Below are 16,850 nucleotides of genomic sequence, written 5' to 3' on the forward strand. Positions count from 1 at the left end.
GGCTGAGCCCCGTGCTCACCATCAGCCAGCTTGCGGCGTACGCCGGGGTGACGGTACGGGCGGTACGCCACTACCACCAGATCGGGCTGCTGCCGGAGCCCGAGCGCGACCACTCCGGATACCGGATCTACGACGCTGCCGCGGTCGTGCGACTGATCCGGATCCACGCCCTGGCAGATGCCGGCGTGCCACTGGCCCGGGTGCAGGAACTCCTCGACGCCGGCCCGGAGGAGTTCGCCGATGGCGTCCAAGAGGTCGACAAGGACTTGCGCGCCGAGATCCGGCGGCTGCAGGACACCCGCAAACGGCTCGCCAGGCTCGCTGCCGGAGAGCACCTGGCGCTCCCCCAGAGCGTCGTGGACTACCTCGACCGGCTGCGCGGTCTCGGCGTCGGCGAGCGCTACATCGAGATGGAGAGGGATGCCTGGATCATGGTCGCCGCCCAGGTGCCGCATCTGATCGACTCGGTGATCGCCAAGAAGCACGAGCAGCTGGACGACCCCGACATGGTGAAGCTCTACAGCCTTTTCAAAGGGGTACTCGACTGGTCGGCCCAGGATCCGCGGGTCGTCGAGGTCGCGGACATAGTGGAGCGCCTGAGAAATCGCGCTGTGGAGGCCGGCGAGGTGGGTGCCGACGGCTTCGATGGCCAGTTCGTCGACCTGCTGGACTCCACCGTGGCCGCGTCCTCACCGGGCGCCGAGCGGGTGGTGGCGATCCTGGAGGAGCGGGGCTGGAGGGGCTGGACCCGCATCGAGCGAGTGCCTGCCGACAGACTCAACACTGAGCTGCCGCCATCTTGAAGGCAGGTCAGGGGCCTGGTCTGACGTTGTTCCGGCGCATGGCCGTTGACAACACCAACAGACTTGACAGGGAAAACGGCTGCCGCCCGGCCACGCTCACGACCAGACGGTGGCCTCCCCCAGCTCGCAGGCAGCCAAGTGCTTGCTGACGTTGGCCGCGACGAGGTGCCTGTCCGAGCTGGTCAGCGCCTTGTCCGGATGCTGTCCCAGCATCTCGGACAGCCACCGCTTCAGCACAGGGCCCCGACGGCCTCACCCGGCACCATATGCCGTCCTTGGCGAAACGGAACTGGGCTGCAGATGCCGTCGAGGTACGCCCGCACGGCTGCGGATCCGGGCGCCGCACCGCCCGCCCCATGAGGCCGGCGGGCCGTCAGTCGCCACCAGGACTGCGACGACGAGGCCGGCTACCGGGCACCGGCGCCCCCGCACGCGTCACCTGTCACAGCCGCGCGCTGGTAGCTTCCGCATCGACCGCACCACGTACTGATCGTGGCCCGCTTGTTGGACGACCTGGAGAGCAGCGGCATGCCGGCCACCGGAGAGAGGGCTGCGGGGCATCCAGCAGCGCCGTTCCTGGAAGCACCGGTCAGCGGGCCCTGCCAGGGCGCCGGGGGAGGTCGCGGGGCGTGTGGGCAGCCGTCGACGAGTTCGGTGAGCTTGTGCTTCTCCGCGGTCGACGCTCCGGTCGTAGCGCAACTTGGCGGTGACCCAGCCGGCAGTGTAGTGGCAGTGCACAGCCTCGTCGGGCACCCGCTCGGCCGGACCACGGTCGCTCTTCTGCCGGTTCGAGCAGGCGGCGTGGATCGCCGATGATTCCCATAGGCCACACGGCGTTTCCGCGGCCAGGCCGAGGCGCCCATCCCACGCCGCCGCCAAGGGGACCATGTGGTCGAGGTCGAGATCGCGGGGTTGGTGACGTACTGGTCGTCATGTCAGGAGTGGCGCTCGGCCGGTGCCGGGGGCAGGATGCACCGGCCAGTCACCTGTAGTGCCTGGAGTGCTTCGTCCAGCAGGACCTCCGTGCGGGTGCTGCAGCCTCGCGGTCGGCATCGGACAGCGAGGCGACGGCCTCGCTGTCCGGCGACGCTCCCGGTCGTCGTCACGCTCGCCGAGGCGGGTGGGTCCGAAGAGCCGGGAGCGTCAACTTCACGGGTGACTATTCACCCTCCGCAAGGGTGAGCGCGGGTGGTGCGACGGGCGCTTTCGGTCATGACGGGCGTGGCCCGAGAGGACAGGGAGGGCCCTGTGGCCGAAGTGGCCTGGGCGGGCGGTGGCGTGAGGGGTCCGCGTGGCGGAGGTTGTCCGAGGGGTGGGCTTCGTAAACCCGCTACACAGGGTTGGCCGGACTCAACCGTTAATCACTTTACGTGTTTACATGAATGCGTTGTGCTGCTGACTTGTTCCGGCTCCGTCACGGCCCGGCGGTGCACTCCAGCAGCATCGACGCAAAGGGAAGAACCATGGCCACACCTCCTGTTGCTCCGCTCCGGGTCGCCCTGGTCAACGGCAGCTACGAAGAACCCACCGTGAACGGCATGGCGTTCCTGCCGGACGCCTCCCAGACGCAGGCATCCAACCGTGTCCCGGGCTGGCTCACCACGGCCTCCGACCACATGATCGAGCTGTGGCAGTCGGGCTTCCAGGGCGTGCCGGCGGCCGAGGGCAATCAGTTCGCCGAGCTCAACGCGAACGAGGTCTCCACGCTCTACCAGGACCTGCCCACCACGCCGGGTACGACGCTGTACTGGCGGCTGTATCACCGTGGCCGCCAGGGCGACGACACCATGGCCCTGGACATCGGCGCCCCGGGCTCCACGGTGGAGCAGCGGCGCTTCACCGACGGCAACACCGCCTGGGGTTACTACACCGGTACCTACGTCGTCCCGGCGGGCCAGATGCTGACGCGTTTCGCCTTCCGGTCCGTTGCCGCCGCCGGCGGCAATCGAAGCGTCGGCAACTTCCTGGACGGCATCTTCTTCGGTACCGCCCCGTACGTGACGCTGGACAAGGTCGCCATTCCCGTCGGTCCGCTGAAGGTCGGGGACGTCGTCACCTATCGCATCACCGCCAAGAACGAAGGCGGCGGTGCGGCAGAGAGCCTTGTCCTGACCGATGTCATCCCCGACGGCACGACGTATCTACCCGGGTCCTTGCGCATCGTCGACGGCCCGAACGCCGGTGTGAAGACCGACGCGGAAGACGATGACCAGGCCGCCTACGACCCCGAGGCGAACCAGGTCGTCTTCCACCTCGGCAACGACGCCTCCGGCACGCAGGGCGGCAGTCTGCCCAACACCGAGACCCTGCCGGCGGGGACCACCGTGGAGTACCGGGTCACCATCGACCTGGCCGCTGCCGGCCAGCAGATCAGCAATACCGCCACCGCCACCTACGAAAACCGGCTCGGCGAGACACCCGAGCCCCTGACGGCCACCTCCAGCGAGCAGATCACGGAAGTCAAGCCCGCCGCCGACCTGACCGTGGCGAAGGCGGCCGACGCGACCACCGTCACCGTCGGCCAGACCGTGACGTACCGCATCGCCGTCCATAACGCCGGCCCGAACGCGGCCACCGGCGTCACCGTCACCGATCCCCTCCCCGACAGCCTGACCTTCCTGTCCGCCGACGCCACCCCCGGAACCTACGACCCCGCCACCGGGCAGTGGACCGTCGGCGACCTGGCCAACGGTGCGACCGCCACCCTCGTGCTGCGCGCCAAGGCCACCAAGCCCGGCCGGATCACCAACACGGCCACCGCCGCCGGCAACGAAAAGGATCCCGACACCACCAACAACACCGACATCGTCACCGTCTGCGTCGAACCGCCCCCCGCCTGCTGCGACCCCTGCTCCCCCGCCGAGTAACCCGCCCGGGGGACGCAATACGCGGACTCCCGCCACAACCGCCCCCGGCACGCCCCCTCGTAGGGGCGGGCGTGGCGGGGCACGGTCAGTCGATCCTCGACCAGGCGGAGGCGCACTGCGCGACTCTGCGCCGCTGCAGATGTCGGCGGTCCGTGATGGTGCCGGCCGCCGGGCCGACGCGAGCTGTCTCGCGCCCGGACTCGGCCATGCCGGTGAAGAACGCCATGGGGACGGCGGCGTCGATGGCCGGGCTCATCTCTCACGTGCGGGCGGTGGCCCCAGCACCGCGGGCCCTCCCCTCAGTGAAGACCGAGTCAGTCACCAGCTGACGCCACTGGGGTCGGCTGGATAGTCGGGCAGGGCCACGGTGCTGCTGACTTTCTCGCCCAGCTTGAGCATGCCGTTCAGGAACAGGCGTCGGGACAGCAGGGTGTTGCGGAGACGTATGCCGGTGGCGGTGGCGGGGGCGAGGAACTTCCCGGTGCGGTCGCCGCCTACCTGGCAGCCTTCGGCGTACTTGCGGAGCCGTCTCTCGTAGCGGGCGAAGGCCGCCCCGTGATCGCCCTGGGCTCGCGCGAGTTCGCCGGCCAGGACGTATGCGGCGACCACTGCGGTTCCCGTGCCCATGCCGCCGATGGTGGCCCCGCATGCGGCGTCGCCGACGAGGCACACGCGCCCTGTGGACCAGGTGTCCACGTCCGCCCGGCTGATCGAGTCGAAGTACAGGTCGGGGGCCTGGTGCAGCGAGGCGAGCAGACGGGGCACCTCCCAGCCGAGGCCGGAAAACGCGGCTGCGATCAGGCGCTTCTGCTGTTCGGGGTCGTGGCGGTCGTACGACAGCTCCGGCGCGGCGAAGACGAAGAATGCCCCTGCCCGCTTCGGATCCCGGTGGTCAGCGCCGACGGAGGCCAGCCGCCCCGGCACGTTGTACCCGACCGAGCCCTTTCCCACACCCAGGGCGTTGGGCAGCTGCCAGGTGGCGGCGTAGTAGCCGAGGTGGCTCACGTAGTCCTCCTCCGGTCCGAAGGTGAGGCGACGGACGTTGGAGTGCAGCCCGTCCGCACCGATGACCAGGTCGAAGTCGCGCGAGATTCCGCTTTGGAAGTCGGCCCGCACGCCGGAGGAGGTCTCGGTGAGGCTGACGATCGAGTCGCCGAAGATGTATGCGGTGTAGGGGGCGCTGTGCTCGTAGAGCGCTCGGGCCAGGTCTCCGCGGAGCACCTCTATCTCACCGCCGGCGAACTCGGCCGGCAGGTCCAGCCGTGTGCGGCCGTGTTCATCGACGAAGCGCATCGGGCTGCCGCCGGTCTGGAGACGGCGCAGTTCGGGAAGCAGGCCCATGCGTTCCACCACGGTCAGGTGCGTTTCGCCACGGAAGTCGACGGCCTGACCGCCCTGGCGCAGGGCCGGGGCCAGTTCGACGACGGTGGGCCGGAAGCCGTGGCGTCCCAGCCAGTAGGCCAGCGCCGGGCCGGCGATGCTCGCGCCGGAGATGAGGACGTTCCTGTTCACGGGGTTCCTCTCCGCTCGAAAAACTGTGTCTCACGGACACTAATATTTACTGTGTACCCTAGACACAGTTGATTCGGCAAGGCATGGCAGGAAGGGCGGCAGACATGGGTGGTGAGCACGCCGAGGTGGCGCGGCTGCTGTGGGGTCCGCACCCCAAGCCCGCGCGAGGCCCCAGGCCGACACTCGATCTGGACCGCATCGCGCGGGCCGGGATCGAGATCGCCGACTCGGAGGGGCTGGCCGATGTGTCCATGCAGCGGGTCGCCGCGCAACTGGGCGTGACCAAGATGGCGCTGTACCGGTACGTGCCGGGCAAAGCCGAGCTGGTCGCTCTGATGGTGGACGCCGCGATCGGCCCCTGTCCGGCGGCGACGGCGCGGCCCGGTGGCTGGCGTGAGCAGCTGGAGGACTGGGCCCGCCAACTGCTCACTGTCTTTCGTCAGCACTCCTGGGCACTGGACGCCACCGTCGGGCCGCGGATCATGGGTCCTGGAGAGCTGTCCTGGCTGGAGCGTGCCGTGTCCGCCCTGGACGGCACCGGTTTGAGCGGTGCCGAACGGATGGACGCGGTTGTCCTACTGGTCGGTCACGTACGCGGCATCACCCAACAGACCCGTGCGGCAGGCCCCGCAGGCAACCCCGAAGCCCAACTGGGCGCCATTCTCGAAAATCTGATGCAGGCGCACGGCGAGCGATTCCCCGCACTCACTGCGGCCTTCGCGTCAGCCACCCGGTCCGACGGGCACGATCAGGCATGGGATTTCGGCCTGCAGCGGATCCTGGACGGCCTCGCCGCGCTCATCGACCAGCGCGCACGTTGACCGCGGCTCGGATCACAGTCGTCCGGCTTCCCCCTGCTGTGCACCGCACAGTGACAGGCGCACCGTTGAGCCCGTGACCTGCACGTGCTTCACCGGCTCCGCTCGTACGAGTCACCCTCGTCCCGTCCGGCGTCGCGGTCGTCGTCCTGGAGGTGGTTCTCCTCGTCCCCAGTGAGAAGTTCGCCGGTCTCGTCCATGCCGCCACGACGCCGAGCCCGTCGTGGAACGACGCCACCGTCGTCTTCGGCCACGACGCCGAACAGCTGCGCTCGATGCGGCTCGCCCCGACGACTTCTACGCTTGATCGTCCGGACCCGGGCGGCGCTCCGAGCCCGTCTCGCCGTGCCACCGGGACCTACTCCGATCCCCAGGAGGGACGCGTATGAGCACCACCGTTCCGGCCCGACCCGAGTCCGTGTTCACCTACGGCGCCCCAGCTCTGAAGTTCGGGCCGGGTGCGTCCGACGAGATCGGCTTCGACCTCTCCCAGCACGGGGTGCGCAGGATCCTCGTGATCACCGACGCCGGGGTGGCCGCCACCGGCGCGCCACACCGCATCGCCGAACGGATGACCGCGTTCGGCATTGAAGCCCACGTCTTCGACGGCGTGCATGTGGAGCCCACCGACGTCAGCCTGCGGCAGGCGGTCGACCACGCACTGGCGTCGGGCCCCTGGGACGCCTTCGTCGCGGTGGGCGGCGGCTCCAGCATCGACACCGCCAAGGCCGTCAACCTGCTCAGCACCAACCCCGGCACGCTGATGGACTACATCAACGCACCCGTGGGCAGGGCGCTGGCGCCCGAGAACCCGCTCAAACCGCTGGTCGCCGTGCCCACCACCACCGGAACCGGCTCGGAGAGCACCACCATCTGTGTGCTCGACGTCCTGGATCTGAAAGTCAAGACCGGCATCAGCCACGCCCGGCTGCGGCCCACGCTCGCCGTCATCGACCCGGACCTGACCTTCACCCTGCCCGCCGGGGTGACCGCCGCCAGCGGCATGGACATCCTGTGCCACGCGCTGGAGAGCTACACGGCCCGCCCGTACGACACCTACCCGCGCAAACGCCCTGAGCAGCGCGTGCCCTATTGCGGCGCCAATCCCATCTCCGACGCGTGGTCGGAACGGGCGCTGCACCTGCTCGCCCGGTCCTTCCGTACCGCGGTCCGCGACGGCGACAACCCGGAGGCACGCTCCGACATGGCTCTGGCGGCCACCTTCGCCGGTCTCGGGTTCGGCAACGCGGGCGTGCACATCCCGCACGCCAACGCCTACCCGATCGCCGGTCGGGTGAAGGACTTCCACCCCGCCGGCTACCCCGGACACGAGCCGATGGTGCCTCACGGTATGGCCGTCTCGCTCACCGCGCCGGAGGCGTTCCGCTTCACCTTCGCCGCCCAGCCGGAGCGGCATCTGCGGGCCGCGGAACTCCTCGCGCCGCGCCTGGAACGCCCCACCGACCCGGCCGAGTATCTGCCCACCGCGATCGAGGACTTGATGCGCGACATCGGCATGCCCGAGGGCATCGGCGGCGTCGGCTACGCCAAGGGCGACATCCCCGCACTGGTGGAAGGCGCCATGCAACAGCAGCGACTGCTGGCCACCGCCCCGCGCGCGGTCACCGAGGACGACCTCGCCGACATCTTCGACCGCTCACTGTCCCTCTGGTGAGGAGGGGCGACACACCGCCCGCGCCGTCCGAAGGAGCCGGGCACAGCCACAGCCAACCTCACCAGCACGGACAGGGGCACGGCGGCCTCATTCCGGGGCGGACGCGGACGTGGAACAGGCACCGACGCGGAAGGTGCCACGGCGGCCGACAGCGCACCCCCGGCCCAACCAGCGCGCCCCGGCCGCCGCCCCAGCGCGGCGAGCGGGCGCGGCTCTACCAGATCGACCCGGCGCTGGTAGAGGGGGTCAGGCAGGCCTTCGCGATCGCCGATGCCCGACCCGACCTACTGCGCGGTGACCCCACCGCACGCGCACTTGGCGAGGGCGCGGCAGGCCATGATCCGGCCTCCATCCGCAGACGGGGACTTATCCGTCTCGGAGATCATTGAGCTCGCCATGGGTGAGGGTGAATGGTGGCGTGCTGCGGCGGGGACGCGCCGGGCGACGGCATCGACGACGGGCGTACCGCTCCGGGGGGGGAAGCGGACCGCGAAGGCCGCCTCGCCGCCCGCCTGCTGGCGTCGAAAACGAAGCGACCGGCTCAGCGGCTGCAGAGGATGCAGCTGTGCCAGTGCGGAAGGGCAGTCAGGACGCGATGCCGTGCGCATGAGGCCATGGCAGCCTCGTCAGGCTCGGGGAAGCCGGGGAACCCTGGGTCGGGCGTGGCCGTCGCCGGGGAGAATGCCTCCACCATGCTCTTGAACTGCTGCACATAGCGCTCCGCAAAGGGCGGGTCATACGGCAACTCGTCCCAGCGGTGCCGTTGCAGAGCAAGATCAATCACCCGCAGCACGAAATCCTTGTTTTGGGCTTGCTGGGCGTCGTCGCGCCCCCAGTCGATCTCCTCCAACTCGAAACCGACAATGCCCCGTCCCATGACGCTCTGGTCCTGCTGGGTGAGAAGCCCTGCGAATCGGTAGTCCCACGGTTCTTGGACGAGGTCGGACACCGCCAGCATCAGTACCTCGACAAATACCGCGGTTCCCCCGTTGGTCATCTCCAGTTCCTGACCTGCACCGCAAAAGATGTTCACACGAGTCACGCTACTCAGAAGCAGGCGCCCCCGCTCGGCAGGCTGAAGTCGGAGTGTCCGCCGGTGTGACTCATCAACATCGCGTGCATGTACAACCCCGCGCACGCCACGGTCCGTCTCCCCCGGCCGCGTCGGCCACCTCCCGACTCGCCGCCGAGGGCAAGACGCTTCTGGATCACGCCCCATGCCGTCATGATGACCGCAGCCGTCCCGGTGGACTCGCGTATTCAACTGTCGCGAGTACTGCTGCCCAAGCGTCGTTGCGGTCACTGTGTGTGCTGGGGGCGTCGCAGACGTGTTGACCGGACTATGGGAGGACACGCCGGGCGGGAGTGCATCCCCGCTCGGGCGTCGACGGCTTCTACGACTGGGCGGTGGCATCGGATCGCCGCTTTGCCAGGATGCGCCGGTTCCCGCCCGGAGCCGGCCGCGTGGTCACCCCCGTGCGGGGCGTGTGCGGCGTGCGGTGTGTGCGGGCCGTCCGACTGCGGCGTACCAGACCAGGGCCGCACATATGAAGGCCGTCGCCGCGGAGACCAGTGACCTTGTGAGGGTGTCGTTCCGTGCGCCGGAAACGAGGGCGACGGCCAATGCCACCGTCAAGGTGATGACGGGCAGCGCACGGGTGCTCCGCGTGGCGCCTGGCGCGGCGGCCGGCGGCAGCAGCCAGGTTGCGAGGCCGTAACAGGCACAGGCCAACAGTGTGGCCCCCAGCACTTCGCTGGGCCGGTGGCCGCCCATGGTCGCGCTGGCGGCGGCGATGCAGGCGAGCCACAGCACACCGGCCGTGGCGATGTAGGGGCGGATGCGGGGGGAGACCACGAGGACGGCGGCGAGAGTCAGCGCGGCGGGGATGGCGGTGTGCCCGCTGGGGAAACCCTGATCAAGGAGATTCTCGGGCGCGCCCACCAGATCGGGGCGGGGCAGGGTCGATTTGAGCACCTCCTTGCCTCCGGTCGTGAGAATGACGACGCCGAGCGCCGCGCACCCCGGCCACCAGCACCGCCGCACCAGGGTGAGGACCACGATGACGGCCAGGCCCACCATCAGGGTGGGCTTGGCGCTCAATTCCAGCGGCGGCAGGGGCGTCGAGCCGTAGGCCGATCCCGACAGGGGGTAGATCCATGCGTCTTCGCTGCCCTGTTTACCGAGATCAAACAGGGCGTTCTCAGCTCGTTGCCCCCACGGGGTGCAGATGGCGAGCAGGTAGAGCGTCAGGAACCCCAGGGTGTAGAGCAGAGCCGGCATCCACGGCCGTGTCGTACGCGACGGGCTGGGGTCGGCGGGGCCCTGCCTTGAGGCCGCCGGACGGTGCGCGGGCAGGGCCGGAGAATCGTGCTGAGTCATCGCTCTGTTTCTTCCGTTGAGGGGGGTAAAGCACGCACGTCTTGTGGCACGACGTGGGCCGTCGGGCTCGGCCGATCCACCGGGGGTCCGCTCCTATTCGGGGAGTGCCTGCCCCTGTCGGCGCTGGGCGGTGATCGCCAGGGCGGGGAGGGGCGCGATCAGCAGGAGGAAAACGACCAGGTCCGGAAGGGACTGCATGAACGCGTCCGGCTGGACGACGATCGCCTGCGTGCGGACGATCGCGACCGCCGCGACGGGGATCAGCCACCGGTGGTCGCCGGTGGCTGCCGTCGCAACCCACGCGGCGATCAGCGCCGCGACTTCGAGGACGAACAAACCGCGCTGGAAAGCCGGACTGACGGAGATGATGTGCAGGCCCCCGGCCACGAACATGGCGAGCAGGACAAGGGGCAGCCAGCGGTACGAGCGGCGTCGCAGACGGCTGGGACGGCAGAGCGCCAGCACGGCGCACGCGGCGCACAGTGTCCCCGAGAGCACCAGGTCACGGGCCGTCAGCGGGGCGCCCAACCCGTAGTAGCTCAAGCCCGCCTTGCCCTCGCTGCCGAAGAGGGTGCGGCCGTGGGTCGTGGCGCCGGCCCAGATCATGGCTGCCGCGGCCGGCAGCGCGATCCACGCTCTGCCACGCAGCAGAGCGATCAGGCAACCCAGCGGGAGCAGCCCGTAGGGCAGCAGCCGTATCCGCGTGGGGCCTCCGGCCCACGGATACCAGCCGGAGAAGTGGAAAGCGATGGCGTGCTGTCCGGGGTCGATGTGCAGTGCCCAGTGCCACACGTCCTGTAGGTACGGAACCAGCGCCAGCGCGGCGAGGGCCAGGGCGGCCAGATGGATGCCGTCCAGCCACCACGGACGAGCCGCGTCGTCGACGACGGCACGGGCGCGGGCCTGCACCCCGGCACACGCCAAGGCGGCAACTTCCCGCGGCGGGGGCCAGGAACGGCCGGGATACGCCTCGGCCAGGCAGGTCAGCAACTCCTCTCCCTGCCGGGAACGACGGTAGGACTTGGGATAGGCCACAAGCAGCAAACGGTTCATGCCGGGGCCGCTCCGGCATCCCGCGAGCGTCCGATGACGACAGCCGCCGCCTGCTGCATCCGCAGCGCCTCCCGGCCGAGCGCCTCGGTGCCGTCTTCGGTGAGCCGGTAGTAGCGCCGCGCCCGCCCGTCCACGATCTCCTCATGGCCGGCGGCCAACAGCCCGGCCCGCTCCAACCGCTCCAGCGCGCCGTAGAGAGTGCCGACAGCGATCCGGAGCCGCCCGTCGGTGGCCCGCTCGGCAGCCTTGATGATGCCGTAACCGTGCAACGGTCCATCCATGAGCGAAGCAAGGATGAAGTACTGCGGTTCCGTCAAGGACGGGTTCTGGCGCGTCATGCGTCGAGTATATATCGAGCTACGAAGTATGCCGCCAGTCCTGGCTGATCATCGGCAGCGCCTCCACGCCCGCGGCGAGCACCACCCTCTCCCGCCCGGCGTGCGCGACGGCGGTCTCGTCGACGCCCCCGCGCGGCGTTGACGGATGCCCACCGCGACCTGGTCCGGGAGACATGTCATTCCCACCGTGTCCGCCGGACCCGACTCGCCTCCGCTGAATCTTCCATGGACCTCGCGTCGTTCCCGTGGACTGTCCGGTTCGATCACTTGGCGTCCAAGGCGGCGGCCCGGGATGCGACGGGTGAGGGGCGGGTCCGCCTGGGGAAATGAGCGGCAGGGCCCCCTGGTCCGCGATACGGTACGCCGATGTCAGAGATCAAGAAGTTCCAAGTCACCTTTGACTGCGCAGAACCTGAGCGCCTCGCTCGCTTCTGGAGTGAAGTGTTGGGGTACGTCATACCGCCGCCACCGGAGGGGTTCAGCACCTGGGACGATTTCAACCGCACCCTGCCTCCTGAGAAGCAGGGATCATGGTTCGCCTGCAGTGATCCCTCAGGCGTGGGCCCGCGCCTGTACTTCCAGCGCGTCCCCGAAGGCAAGATCGTCAAGAATCGGGTGCATCTCGACGTCCGGATCGGCACCGGGCTCGTGGGGGACGAGCGCCTCGCCGCGCTCGAAGCCGAGTGCGCACGACTAGTCGCGCTCGGCGCGACCCACGTGCAAACGCTGTACGCCGATGAGGAAAACGAGTCATGCATCCCGATGCTGGACATCGAGGGCAACGAGTTCTGCATCGACTGAACATTCTTCGAGCCGGGGAGGTGGGGGAACCACCTCCCTTGGGACTCTCTGATCTCGCAAGGGGCGGAAGTTACTTCACCCCATATGCGCGGGAGTTACCCGCGAGGGCTAGGTTGTACAGCCGGGCGATGCCGAGCATGGCGGTGTGAACGCCGTCGCCTTTCAGATGCCTTCACCCGCGCAAAGACGTGCTCGACGCGGTCCCCGGACCTTGCGGTGGGAGGTGTTGTGCTCCTCTCTCCACACTGGCAGTTCGGTCTGGCCGCGTTCACGGCGGTGCGGAATGAGCAGCCGCTGCCCCGATAGCCGCCGTCTGCGATGACCGTAGCTCGGCCGACGGCGGCCTTCGCGCCTGAAAGTTCCCACGCCTTGCAATCGTTGCGGTTGCCAGGCAGCGGCCGGCCAATGGCGACGACGAGTTGGAAGTCGGCGTCGATGACGACCTGGTGGTTGATGGAATACCGGTAGTTCTTCGACTGTTCGACGATGGTGCGGTCACGGGTCGGAACCAGACACCCCCCCGTTGTCGACCTTCAGGCCGCTGCCCGCCAGCCCAGTCCGTCGCCGGGGCGGACCCGAACGCCACCACGACCACATCAGCGGGCAGCACCTCGCCGGTGGCCAGGCACACCCCCGTGACGTGCCCGCTCTCTTCGGCCAGCCCGGTCACCGCCGAGCCGAGCCGCAGTACGACGCCGCGCTCGGTGTGCAGTGCCGCGAGCTGCCCGGCCACCAAGGAGGCAAACTGGCTCTCCAGCGGGGCCGACTGCGGCCCGGCCAGGGTGACCGACGCTCCCGTGCGGTGGCGGCAATCTCCGTGCCGAGCACCCCGTACCCCATCACCACGACACGCGAGGCGGCCATCAGCTCGGCCCGCAGCGCCACCGCGTCTTCGAGCGTACGCAGCACATGGACCCCGGCCAGACCATCCTGGCCCACGAACCTGCTTGGACAGCGGCGGCCGGTCATAGGGCTGGTACGACTCGGCTCCCAGCACGGTCACGCCACCCTGAAATCCCTTGCGCCGCAGGGCCTCCACTGTGGAGAGCCCACCCGCCGAGGCCCCGGCCACCAGAACACTGGAAGGAGTACTCACGCGTCCTGGCGTCGGCGCTGACGCGCGGGTCCGCCAGCAAGGCCCGCTGCTCGGCGAAGCACGGTGACCAGCCACGGGGTGCTGCCGTTCCACAACCGCACGCGGGTCAGCGGGCCCTCCTGCCGCTGGGCGTACAGGCCCGGAGCCGGATCGAACGGGCAGCCCCGGCGAATTGGCCATCGGGAAGTCGGGGACCTTCGTCGGGCTCTCCTCGACGGCGCTCTGTGTGCTGGTCATTGTTGCCGTCCTCTCCGTTACTCCCCATCCGCGGCCTTCTCGCCGGAGACCTCGACCGCATCACGCGCCTCCAGCCGACCCGCCACTGAACACACCGACGCACCGCTGCCCGTCGGCAGCAGGACTCGGCACGTTGTGATCGCCACACGACGGAAGCACTCATGAATCAGCCCGGATGGGCCCCGAATCGCGGATCGATGTCGTCCTGCTCGGCTTGGCGGATCCACTGCTGGAGCAGGGCTGTGGCTACCGGAGAGACCCCTTGAGAGTTGGGGCGGTCGTTCGACTTCAGGATTTCTCCGGCGCACTCTACTCTGCGGTCGCGCTGCGCCTACGGCAGCGCGTACCCACGCCGCATCCTGGAGGTCCATCGATGCGTCCAACTCGTCGTTCGTCCACAAGGACTTCGCCGTTACGGCCCCGTGCCGTGGCCGTGCTGATCGCCTTGGCCACCACCCTCGCCTCGGCACTGTTGACCGTCTCCGCCACACCGACGGCAGCCACCGAGCGGCAGTCCCAGAGCAAGCCCGCGACCGGCTCGTCGGTCGGCAACGCTTCCGTCCTCGCGACGATCCCGAATCCGACCACCGCTTCGCTCGAGGCCACGAACGGGCCGCTGGCCACTGCCACCTACACCGTTCCCAACCCGAGCGGGTACGGGTCCGGCACGATCACCTACCCGACGGCCGACGGCTCGTACCCGGGCGTCGTGCTGATGCCGGGCTATCAAGGCACCCAGCAGAACCTTCAGTGGCTCGCGCCCCGCCTCGCCTCCTGGGGCTTCGTCGTCATCAACGTCGGCACCCACACGCTGAGCGACGATCCCGCCTCGCGCGGCCGCCAGATCAGCGCCGCCGGTACCCAGCTGCTCTCGTTCAATGCCTCCGTCGGCAACCCGATCCACGGGAAGGTGAACGGCACGCTCGGTGCGGCCGGTCACTCGATGGGCGGCGGTGGTGTGATGGTGGCCCTCCGGGACGACTCCCGCTTCAAGGCGGGCGTGCCCCTGGCCCCGTACAACCCGAACCAGAACTTCTCCAGAGTCACCGACCCCACCTTCTTCATGACCTGCCAGAGCGACCCCGTCGCCAACGGCAACACCTACGCTCTGCCCTGGTACAACTCCATGTCCCAGGCCGAGAAGCTCTACATCGAGGTTCCCGGCGACCATCTCTGCCCCATGACCGGCTACGGCAACAAGGCCAAGCAGGGCAAGTGGATCGTGTCGTTCTTCAGCCGCTGGTTGTACGGCGACACCCGCTTCAGCCCGTTCCTGTGCGGTGCCGCGCGGGAAGCGGACAAGACCAACCCCTCCCTGGTCACACGCTGGCAGGACACCTGCCCGCTCTGAGCGGGAGCCGCGACCGACACCGTGCCCCCGGACATGAGGCCGTCGCTCCGGGGGCACGAGCACGCCTCCGGATTGATGCACATGACGCATCGACAGATCTCGGGTTCGGTGCTGGACACCGATGGGACACGGCTTGGAGACTCCCCCATGACAGGGCGATGCCCCCACCTGCCTCGCCCCGGAAGGACGCCGCTCGGCCGCGCGTCGGGGCGTTCACCACACCGTACGGATCGTTCTCGGTTCACCGCACCAGGCAATCGGCTCCACGTCCGGCCCTCGCGGGCCGCCCGACACCTTACGGAGGACCCATGAGAGACATCACCAGACGTACGGCGCTCACCATGGCCGCGGGTACCGTCACCGCCTCGACGGTGATCAACGCGGCCACTGCGACGGCCGATGCCCCGGCGCCGGGACTACCGGCGGCGTCCGGGGCCGGTCCCGCTCTGCGGACCGCCCTCATCACACGGGTGACGCCCAGGAACAACTGGCGGGTGACCGCCGTCGCCATCCGCTACACCCACCCCCTCCAGATGCACGGCGGCGTCATCCCACCCTCCGCGTTCCAGGTCACCGCCGACCTCGGCAGGCAGAGCGCAGCCCGAACGGTCACTCGGGCCTACCCGAACACCGCGGCCAGGACGGACGACCACCCCAAGGCCGGACGGCCGGGCAGATACCTCATCATCGAGCTCGACCCGGACGACGCCAATGCGCAAGCCTCCGGCACCGACCCCCTTCCGCTCCATCGCGCCTACGCCGTCCGGCAGATGGCTGACGTGAGGACCCCCGGCGGCGACCTGGTACTCCCGGCCGGTCCGTTGGCGATCCGGAACGACGACGTCATCACCCCGGTGGTCGACGACTTCACCGCGGGATCGTTCACCGACTCCACGGGATTCGAGCTGGCCTTCCGGCTCTATCAGCCGGAAGGGTTCGTACGGCGTCCGGGGGCGGCCACCCGGTATCCGCTCGTCGTCACCCTGCATGGCGGCGGCGAAGTCGCCGACAACAACATGACCCAGCTCACCGCCAATCGCATCGCCGTCACCTTCGCCAAGCCGGAACGCCAGCGTCGGCACCCCGCGTTCGTGCTCGCACCCCAGATCCCACTGCCCCGCCCCATGGACGGACCCGACAATACGGACTGGACCGACCCCAAGGTCCGAGCGGCACTGGTCGAACTCATCGACACCTTCACGAAGCAGCGCCCCGTCGACACGCATCGGCTCTATCTCGTCGGCCTGTCATCAGGTGCGCGAGGCATCTTCAACCTGCTCCCGAGCTATCCCCACACCTTCGCCGCGGCCCTGGCCACCGCCGGCTGGGGCGACCCGTCCACCATGGAGCGGATCACGCACATCCCGATCTGGGCCGACCACTCCATCGACGACCCGGTGGTCCCCTACCGCGAGGGACGGTTCGGAAAGCCCGGCACCTGGACGCTGATGAAAGCGCTGGAGAGCGCCGGTGCACAGATCACCCGCGGGGAGTGGGCCAATGACCTGCCCAAGCCGGAGTTCGAAGCCCGGTCCAAGGCCCTGCTGAGCCGGGCGCGCCGGGCCGGCAGCCACGTGCTGTTCACCAGCTACACGACCGGAACGACACCGGTGAACCCACACTTCGCGTGGGCACAGACATATGAGAACGACGTCGTCATCGACTGGCTCTTCGATCAATCCCGTTAGGTCCTGATTCAGCTTCGGGACGCGTGCCGGCCGGTCATGAGTTCCGCGAGGTCTTCCGGGTGAAGGAACGAGGGTGGTGGCGGTGGGCCCCAGTTGAACGGACCTTCCGGCGCTTTTCGAAACCTCGAATTCCCAAACGAGGAATTCGCAGGTAGGAGCCGCGTATTCGCCCCGACCAGAACCCGCACCCCGGACAGTCCGCCCGCCCTGCGGTCGCGGGTAACCGGGAGG

The 16,850-nt window shown here is 69.0% G+C and carries 16 protein-coding genes and 2 pseudogenes; 7 read left to right on the plus strand and 11 right to left on the minus strand.

Annotated elements, in window-relative coordinates; all coding sequences use genetic code 11:
* Positions 1-11: 11 nt before the first annotated feature.
* Entirely contained in the window at positions 12-803 is a 792-nt protein-coding gene (locus ACH4SI_RS22245; RefSeq protein ID WP_398298166.1) for a MerR family transcriptional regulator, read from the plus strand.
* A 96-nt stretch (positions 804-899) separates the two neighbouring features.
* Here the strand turns inward: ACH4SI_RS22245 and ACH4SI_RS22250 are convergent, their stop codons facing one another.
* A complete protein-coding gene (locus tag ACH4SI_RS22250; RefSeq protein ID WP_398298168.1) occupies positions 900-1,040 on the minus strand; it encodes a hypothetical protein in 141 nt (46 codons plus the stop codon).
* A 1,226-nt stretch (positions 1,041-2,266) separates the two neighbouring features.
* Between ACH4SI_RS22250 and ACH4SI_RS22255 the strand changes: the two genes are divergently transcribed.
* A complete protein-coding gene (locus ACH4SI_RS22255; RefSeq protein ID WP_398298170.1) occupies positions 2,267-3,670 on the plus strand; it encodes an isopeptide-forming domain-containing fimbrial protein in 1,404 nt (467 codons plus the stop codon).
* A gap of 85 nt (positions 3,671-3,755) precedes the next feature.
* On the opposite strand, the gene ACH4SI_RS22260 is transcribed toward ACH4SI_RS22255, so the two are convergent.
* Entirely contained in the window at positions 3,756-3,926 is a 171-nt protein-coding gene (locus ACH4SI_RS22260; RefSeq protein ID WP_398298172.1) for a hypothetical protein, read from the minus strand.
* Positions 3,927-3,988: 62 nt separating this feature from the next.
* Positions 3,989-5,182 carry an FAD-dependent monooxygenase gene (locus ACH4SI_RS22265; RefSeq protein ID WP_398298174.1) on the minus strand — a complete coding sequence of 398 codons (1,194 nt, stop codon included), beginning with the start codon at positions 5,180-5,182 and terminating at the stop codon, positions 3,989-3,991.
* Positions 5,183-5,286: 104 nt separating this feature from the next.
* Here ACH4SI_RS22265 and ACH4SI_RS22270 point away from each other — a divergent pair, with 104 nt between their 5' ends.
* Both ACH4SI_RS22270 and ACH4SI_RS22275 read left to right on the plus strand, forming a co-directional pair.
* Positions 5,287-6,003, plus strand: a complete 717-nt coding sequence (locus ACH4SI_RS22270; protein WP_398298176.1) for a TetR/AcrR family transcriptional regulator — start codon at positions 5,287-5,289, stop codon at positions 6,001-6,003.
* A 382-nt stretch (positions 6,004-6,385) separates the two neighbouring features.
* Complete coding sequence (locus ACH4SI_RS22275; protein ID WP_398298178.1) at positions 6,386-7,675, plus strand: hydroxyacid-oxoacid transhydrogenase; 1,290 nt, start codon at positions 6,386-6,388, stop codon at positions 7,673-7,675.
* 541 nt (positions 7,676-8,216) lie between these two features.
* On the opposite strand, the gene ACH4SI_RS22280 is transcribed toward ACH4SI_RS22275, so the two are convergent.
* The 5 genes from ACH4SI_RS22280 to ACH4SI_RS22300 form a co-directional block, all read right to left on the minus strand.
* Positions 8,217-8,708, minus strand: coding sequence for a hypothetical protein (locus ACH4SI_RS22280; protein WP_398298180.1), 492 nt, complete (start codon positions 8,706-8,708; stop codon positions 8,217-8,219).
* Between the two features lie 435 nt (positions 8,709-9,143).
* Complete coding sequence (locus tag ACH4SI_RS22285) at positions 9,144-9,956, minus strand: phosphatase PAP2 family protein (protein ID WP_398298182.1); 813 nt, start codon at positions 9,954-9,956, stop codon at positions 9,144-9,146.
* 192 nt (positions 9,957-10,148) lie between these two features.
* Complete coding sequence (locus tag ACH4SI_RS22290; RefSeq protein ID WP_398298184.1) at positions 10,149-11,108, minus strand: hypothetical protein; 960 nt, start codon at positions 11,106-11,108, stop codon at positions 10,149-10,151.
* A complete protein-coding gene (locus ACH4SI_RS22295) occupies positions 11,105-11,446 on the minus strand; it encodes a PadR family transcriptional regulator (RefSeq protein WP_398298186.1) in 342 nt (113 codons plus the stop codon). The genes ACH4SI_RS22290 and ACH4SI_RS22295 overlap by 4 nt, the downstream gene beginning before the upstream one ends.
* Before the next feature lie 19 nt (positions 11,447-11,465).
* Entirely contained in the window at positions 11,466-11,621 is a 156-nt protein-coding gene (locus ACH4SI_RS22300) for a hypothetical protein (RefSeq protein WP_398298188.1), read from the minus strand.
* A 191-nt stretch (positions 11,622-11,812) separates the two neighbouring features.
* On the opposite strand from ACH4SI_RS22300, the gene ACH4SI_RS22305 reads away from it, so the two are divergent.
* On the plus strand, positions 11,813-12,247 hold the full coding sequence (locus ACH4SI_RS22305; RefSeq protein ID WP_398298190.1) for a VOC family protein: 435 nt from the start codon (positions 11,813-11,815) through the stop codon (positions 12,245-12,247).
* A 95-nt stretch (positions 12,248-12,342) separates the two neighbouring features.
* Here the strand turns inward: ACH4SI_RS22305 and ACH4SI_RS22310 are convergent, their stop codons facing one another.
* Together ACH4SI_RS22310 and ACH4SI_RS22315 are read right to left on the minus strand one after the other, a co-directional pair.
* On the minus strand, positions 12,343-12,759 hold the full coding sequence (locus tag ACH4SI_RS22310; protein WP_398298775.1) for a transposase: 417 nt from the start codon (positions 12,757-12,759) through the stop codon (positions 12,343-12,345).
* A gap of 98 nt (positions 12,760-12,857) precedes the next feature.
* Positions 12,858-13,580, minus strand: a pseudogene (locus ACH4SI_RS22315) (hypothetical protein); the annotation flags it as partial.
* Positions 13,581-14,007: 427 nt separating this feature from the next.
* On the opposite strand from ACH4SI_RS22315, the gene ACH4SI_RS22320 reads away from it, so the two are divergent.
* Together ACH4SI_RS22320 and ACH4SI_RS22325 are read left to right on the plus strand one after the other, a co-directional pair.
* Positions 14,008-14,931, plus strand: a complete 924-nt coding sequence (locus tag ACH4SI_RS22320; RefSeq protein WP_398298192.1) for an alpha/beta hydrolase family protein — start codon at positions 14,008-14,010, stop codon at positions 14,929-14,931.
* Positions 14,932-15,239: 308 nt separating this feature from the next.
* Complete coding sequence (locus ACH4SI_RS22325) at positions 15,240-16,619, plus strand: PHB depolymerase family esterase (RefSeq protein ID WP_398298194.1); 1,380 nt, start codon at positions 15,240-15,242, stop codon at positions 16,617-16,619.
* Between the two features lie 8 nt (positions 16,620-16,627).
* Here the strand turns inward: ACH4SI_RS22325 and ACH4SI_RS22330 are convergent.
* Positions 16,628-16,726 (minus strand): annotated as a pseudogene (locus ACH4SI_RS22330) (dioxygenase); the annotation flags it as partial.
* Positions 16,727-16,850: the final 124 nt, after the last annotated feature.

The organism is Streptomyces sp. NPDC021212 (genome assembly GCF_044332925.1).
GTDB lineage: Bacteria > Actinomycetota > Actinomycetes > Streptomycetales > Streptomycetaceae > Streptomyces.

What these genes read in the sequence shown, in the direction of transcription:
- ACH4SI_RS22255 (WP_398298170.1), top strand. Translation starts at nt 2,267, where the DNA reads ATGGCCACACCTCCTGTTGCTCCGCTCCGGGTCGCCCTGGTCAACGGC.
- ACH4SI_RS22260 (WP_398298172.1), bottom strand. Translation starts at nt 3,926, where the DNA reads ATGAGCCCGGCCATCGACGCCGCCGTCCCCATGGCGTTCTTCACCGGC.
- ACH4SI_RS22270 (WP_398298176.1), top strand. Translation starts at nt 5,287, where the DNA reads ATGGGTGGTGAGCACGCCGAGGTGGCGCGGCTGCTGTGGGGTCCGCAC.
- ACH4SI_RS22275 (WP_398298178.1), top strand. Translation starts at nt 6,386, where the DNA reads ATGAGCACCACCGTTCCGGCCCGACCCGAGTCCGTGTTCACCTACGGC.
- ACH4SI_RS22285 (WP_398298182.1), bottom strand. Translation starts at nt 9,956, where the DNA reads ATGCCGGCTCTGCTCTACACCCTGGGGTTCCTGACGCTCTACCTGCTC.
- ACH4SI_RS22290 (WP_398298184.1), bottom strand. Translation starts at nt 11,108, where the DNA reads ATGAACCGTTTGCTGCTTGTGGCCTATCCCAAGTCCTACCGTCGTTCC.
- ACH4SI_RS22295 (WP_398298186.1), bottom strand. Translation starts at nt 11,446, where the DNA reads ATGACGCGCCAGAACCCGTCCTTGACGGAACCGCAGTACTTCATCCTT.
- ACH4SI_RS22300 (WP_398298188.1), bottom strand. Translation starts at nt 11,621, where the DNA reads ATGTCTCCCGGACCAGGTCGCGGTGGGCATCCGTCAACGCCGCGCGGG.
- ACH4SI_RS22305 (WP_398298190.1), top strand. Translation starts at nt 11,813, where the DNA reads ATGTCAGAGATCAAGAAGTTCCAAGTCACCTTTGACTGCGCAGAACCT.
- ACH4SI_RS22325 (WP_398298194.1), top strand. Translation starts at nt 15,240, where the DNA reads ATGAGAGACATCACCAGACGTACGGCGCTCACCATGGCCGCGGGTACC.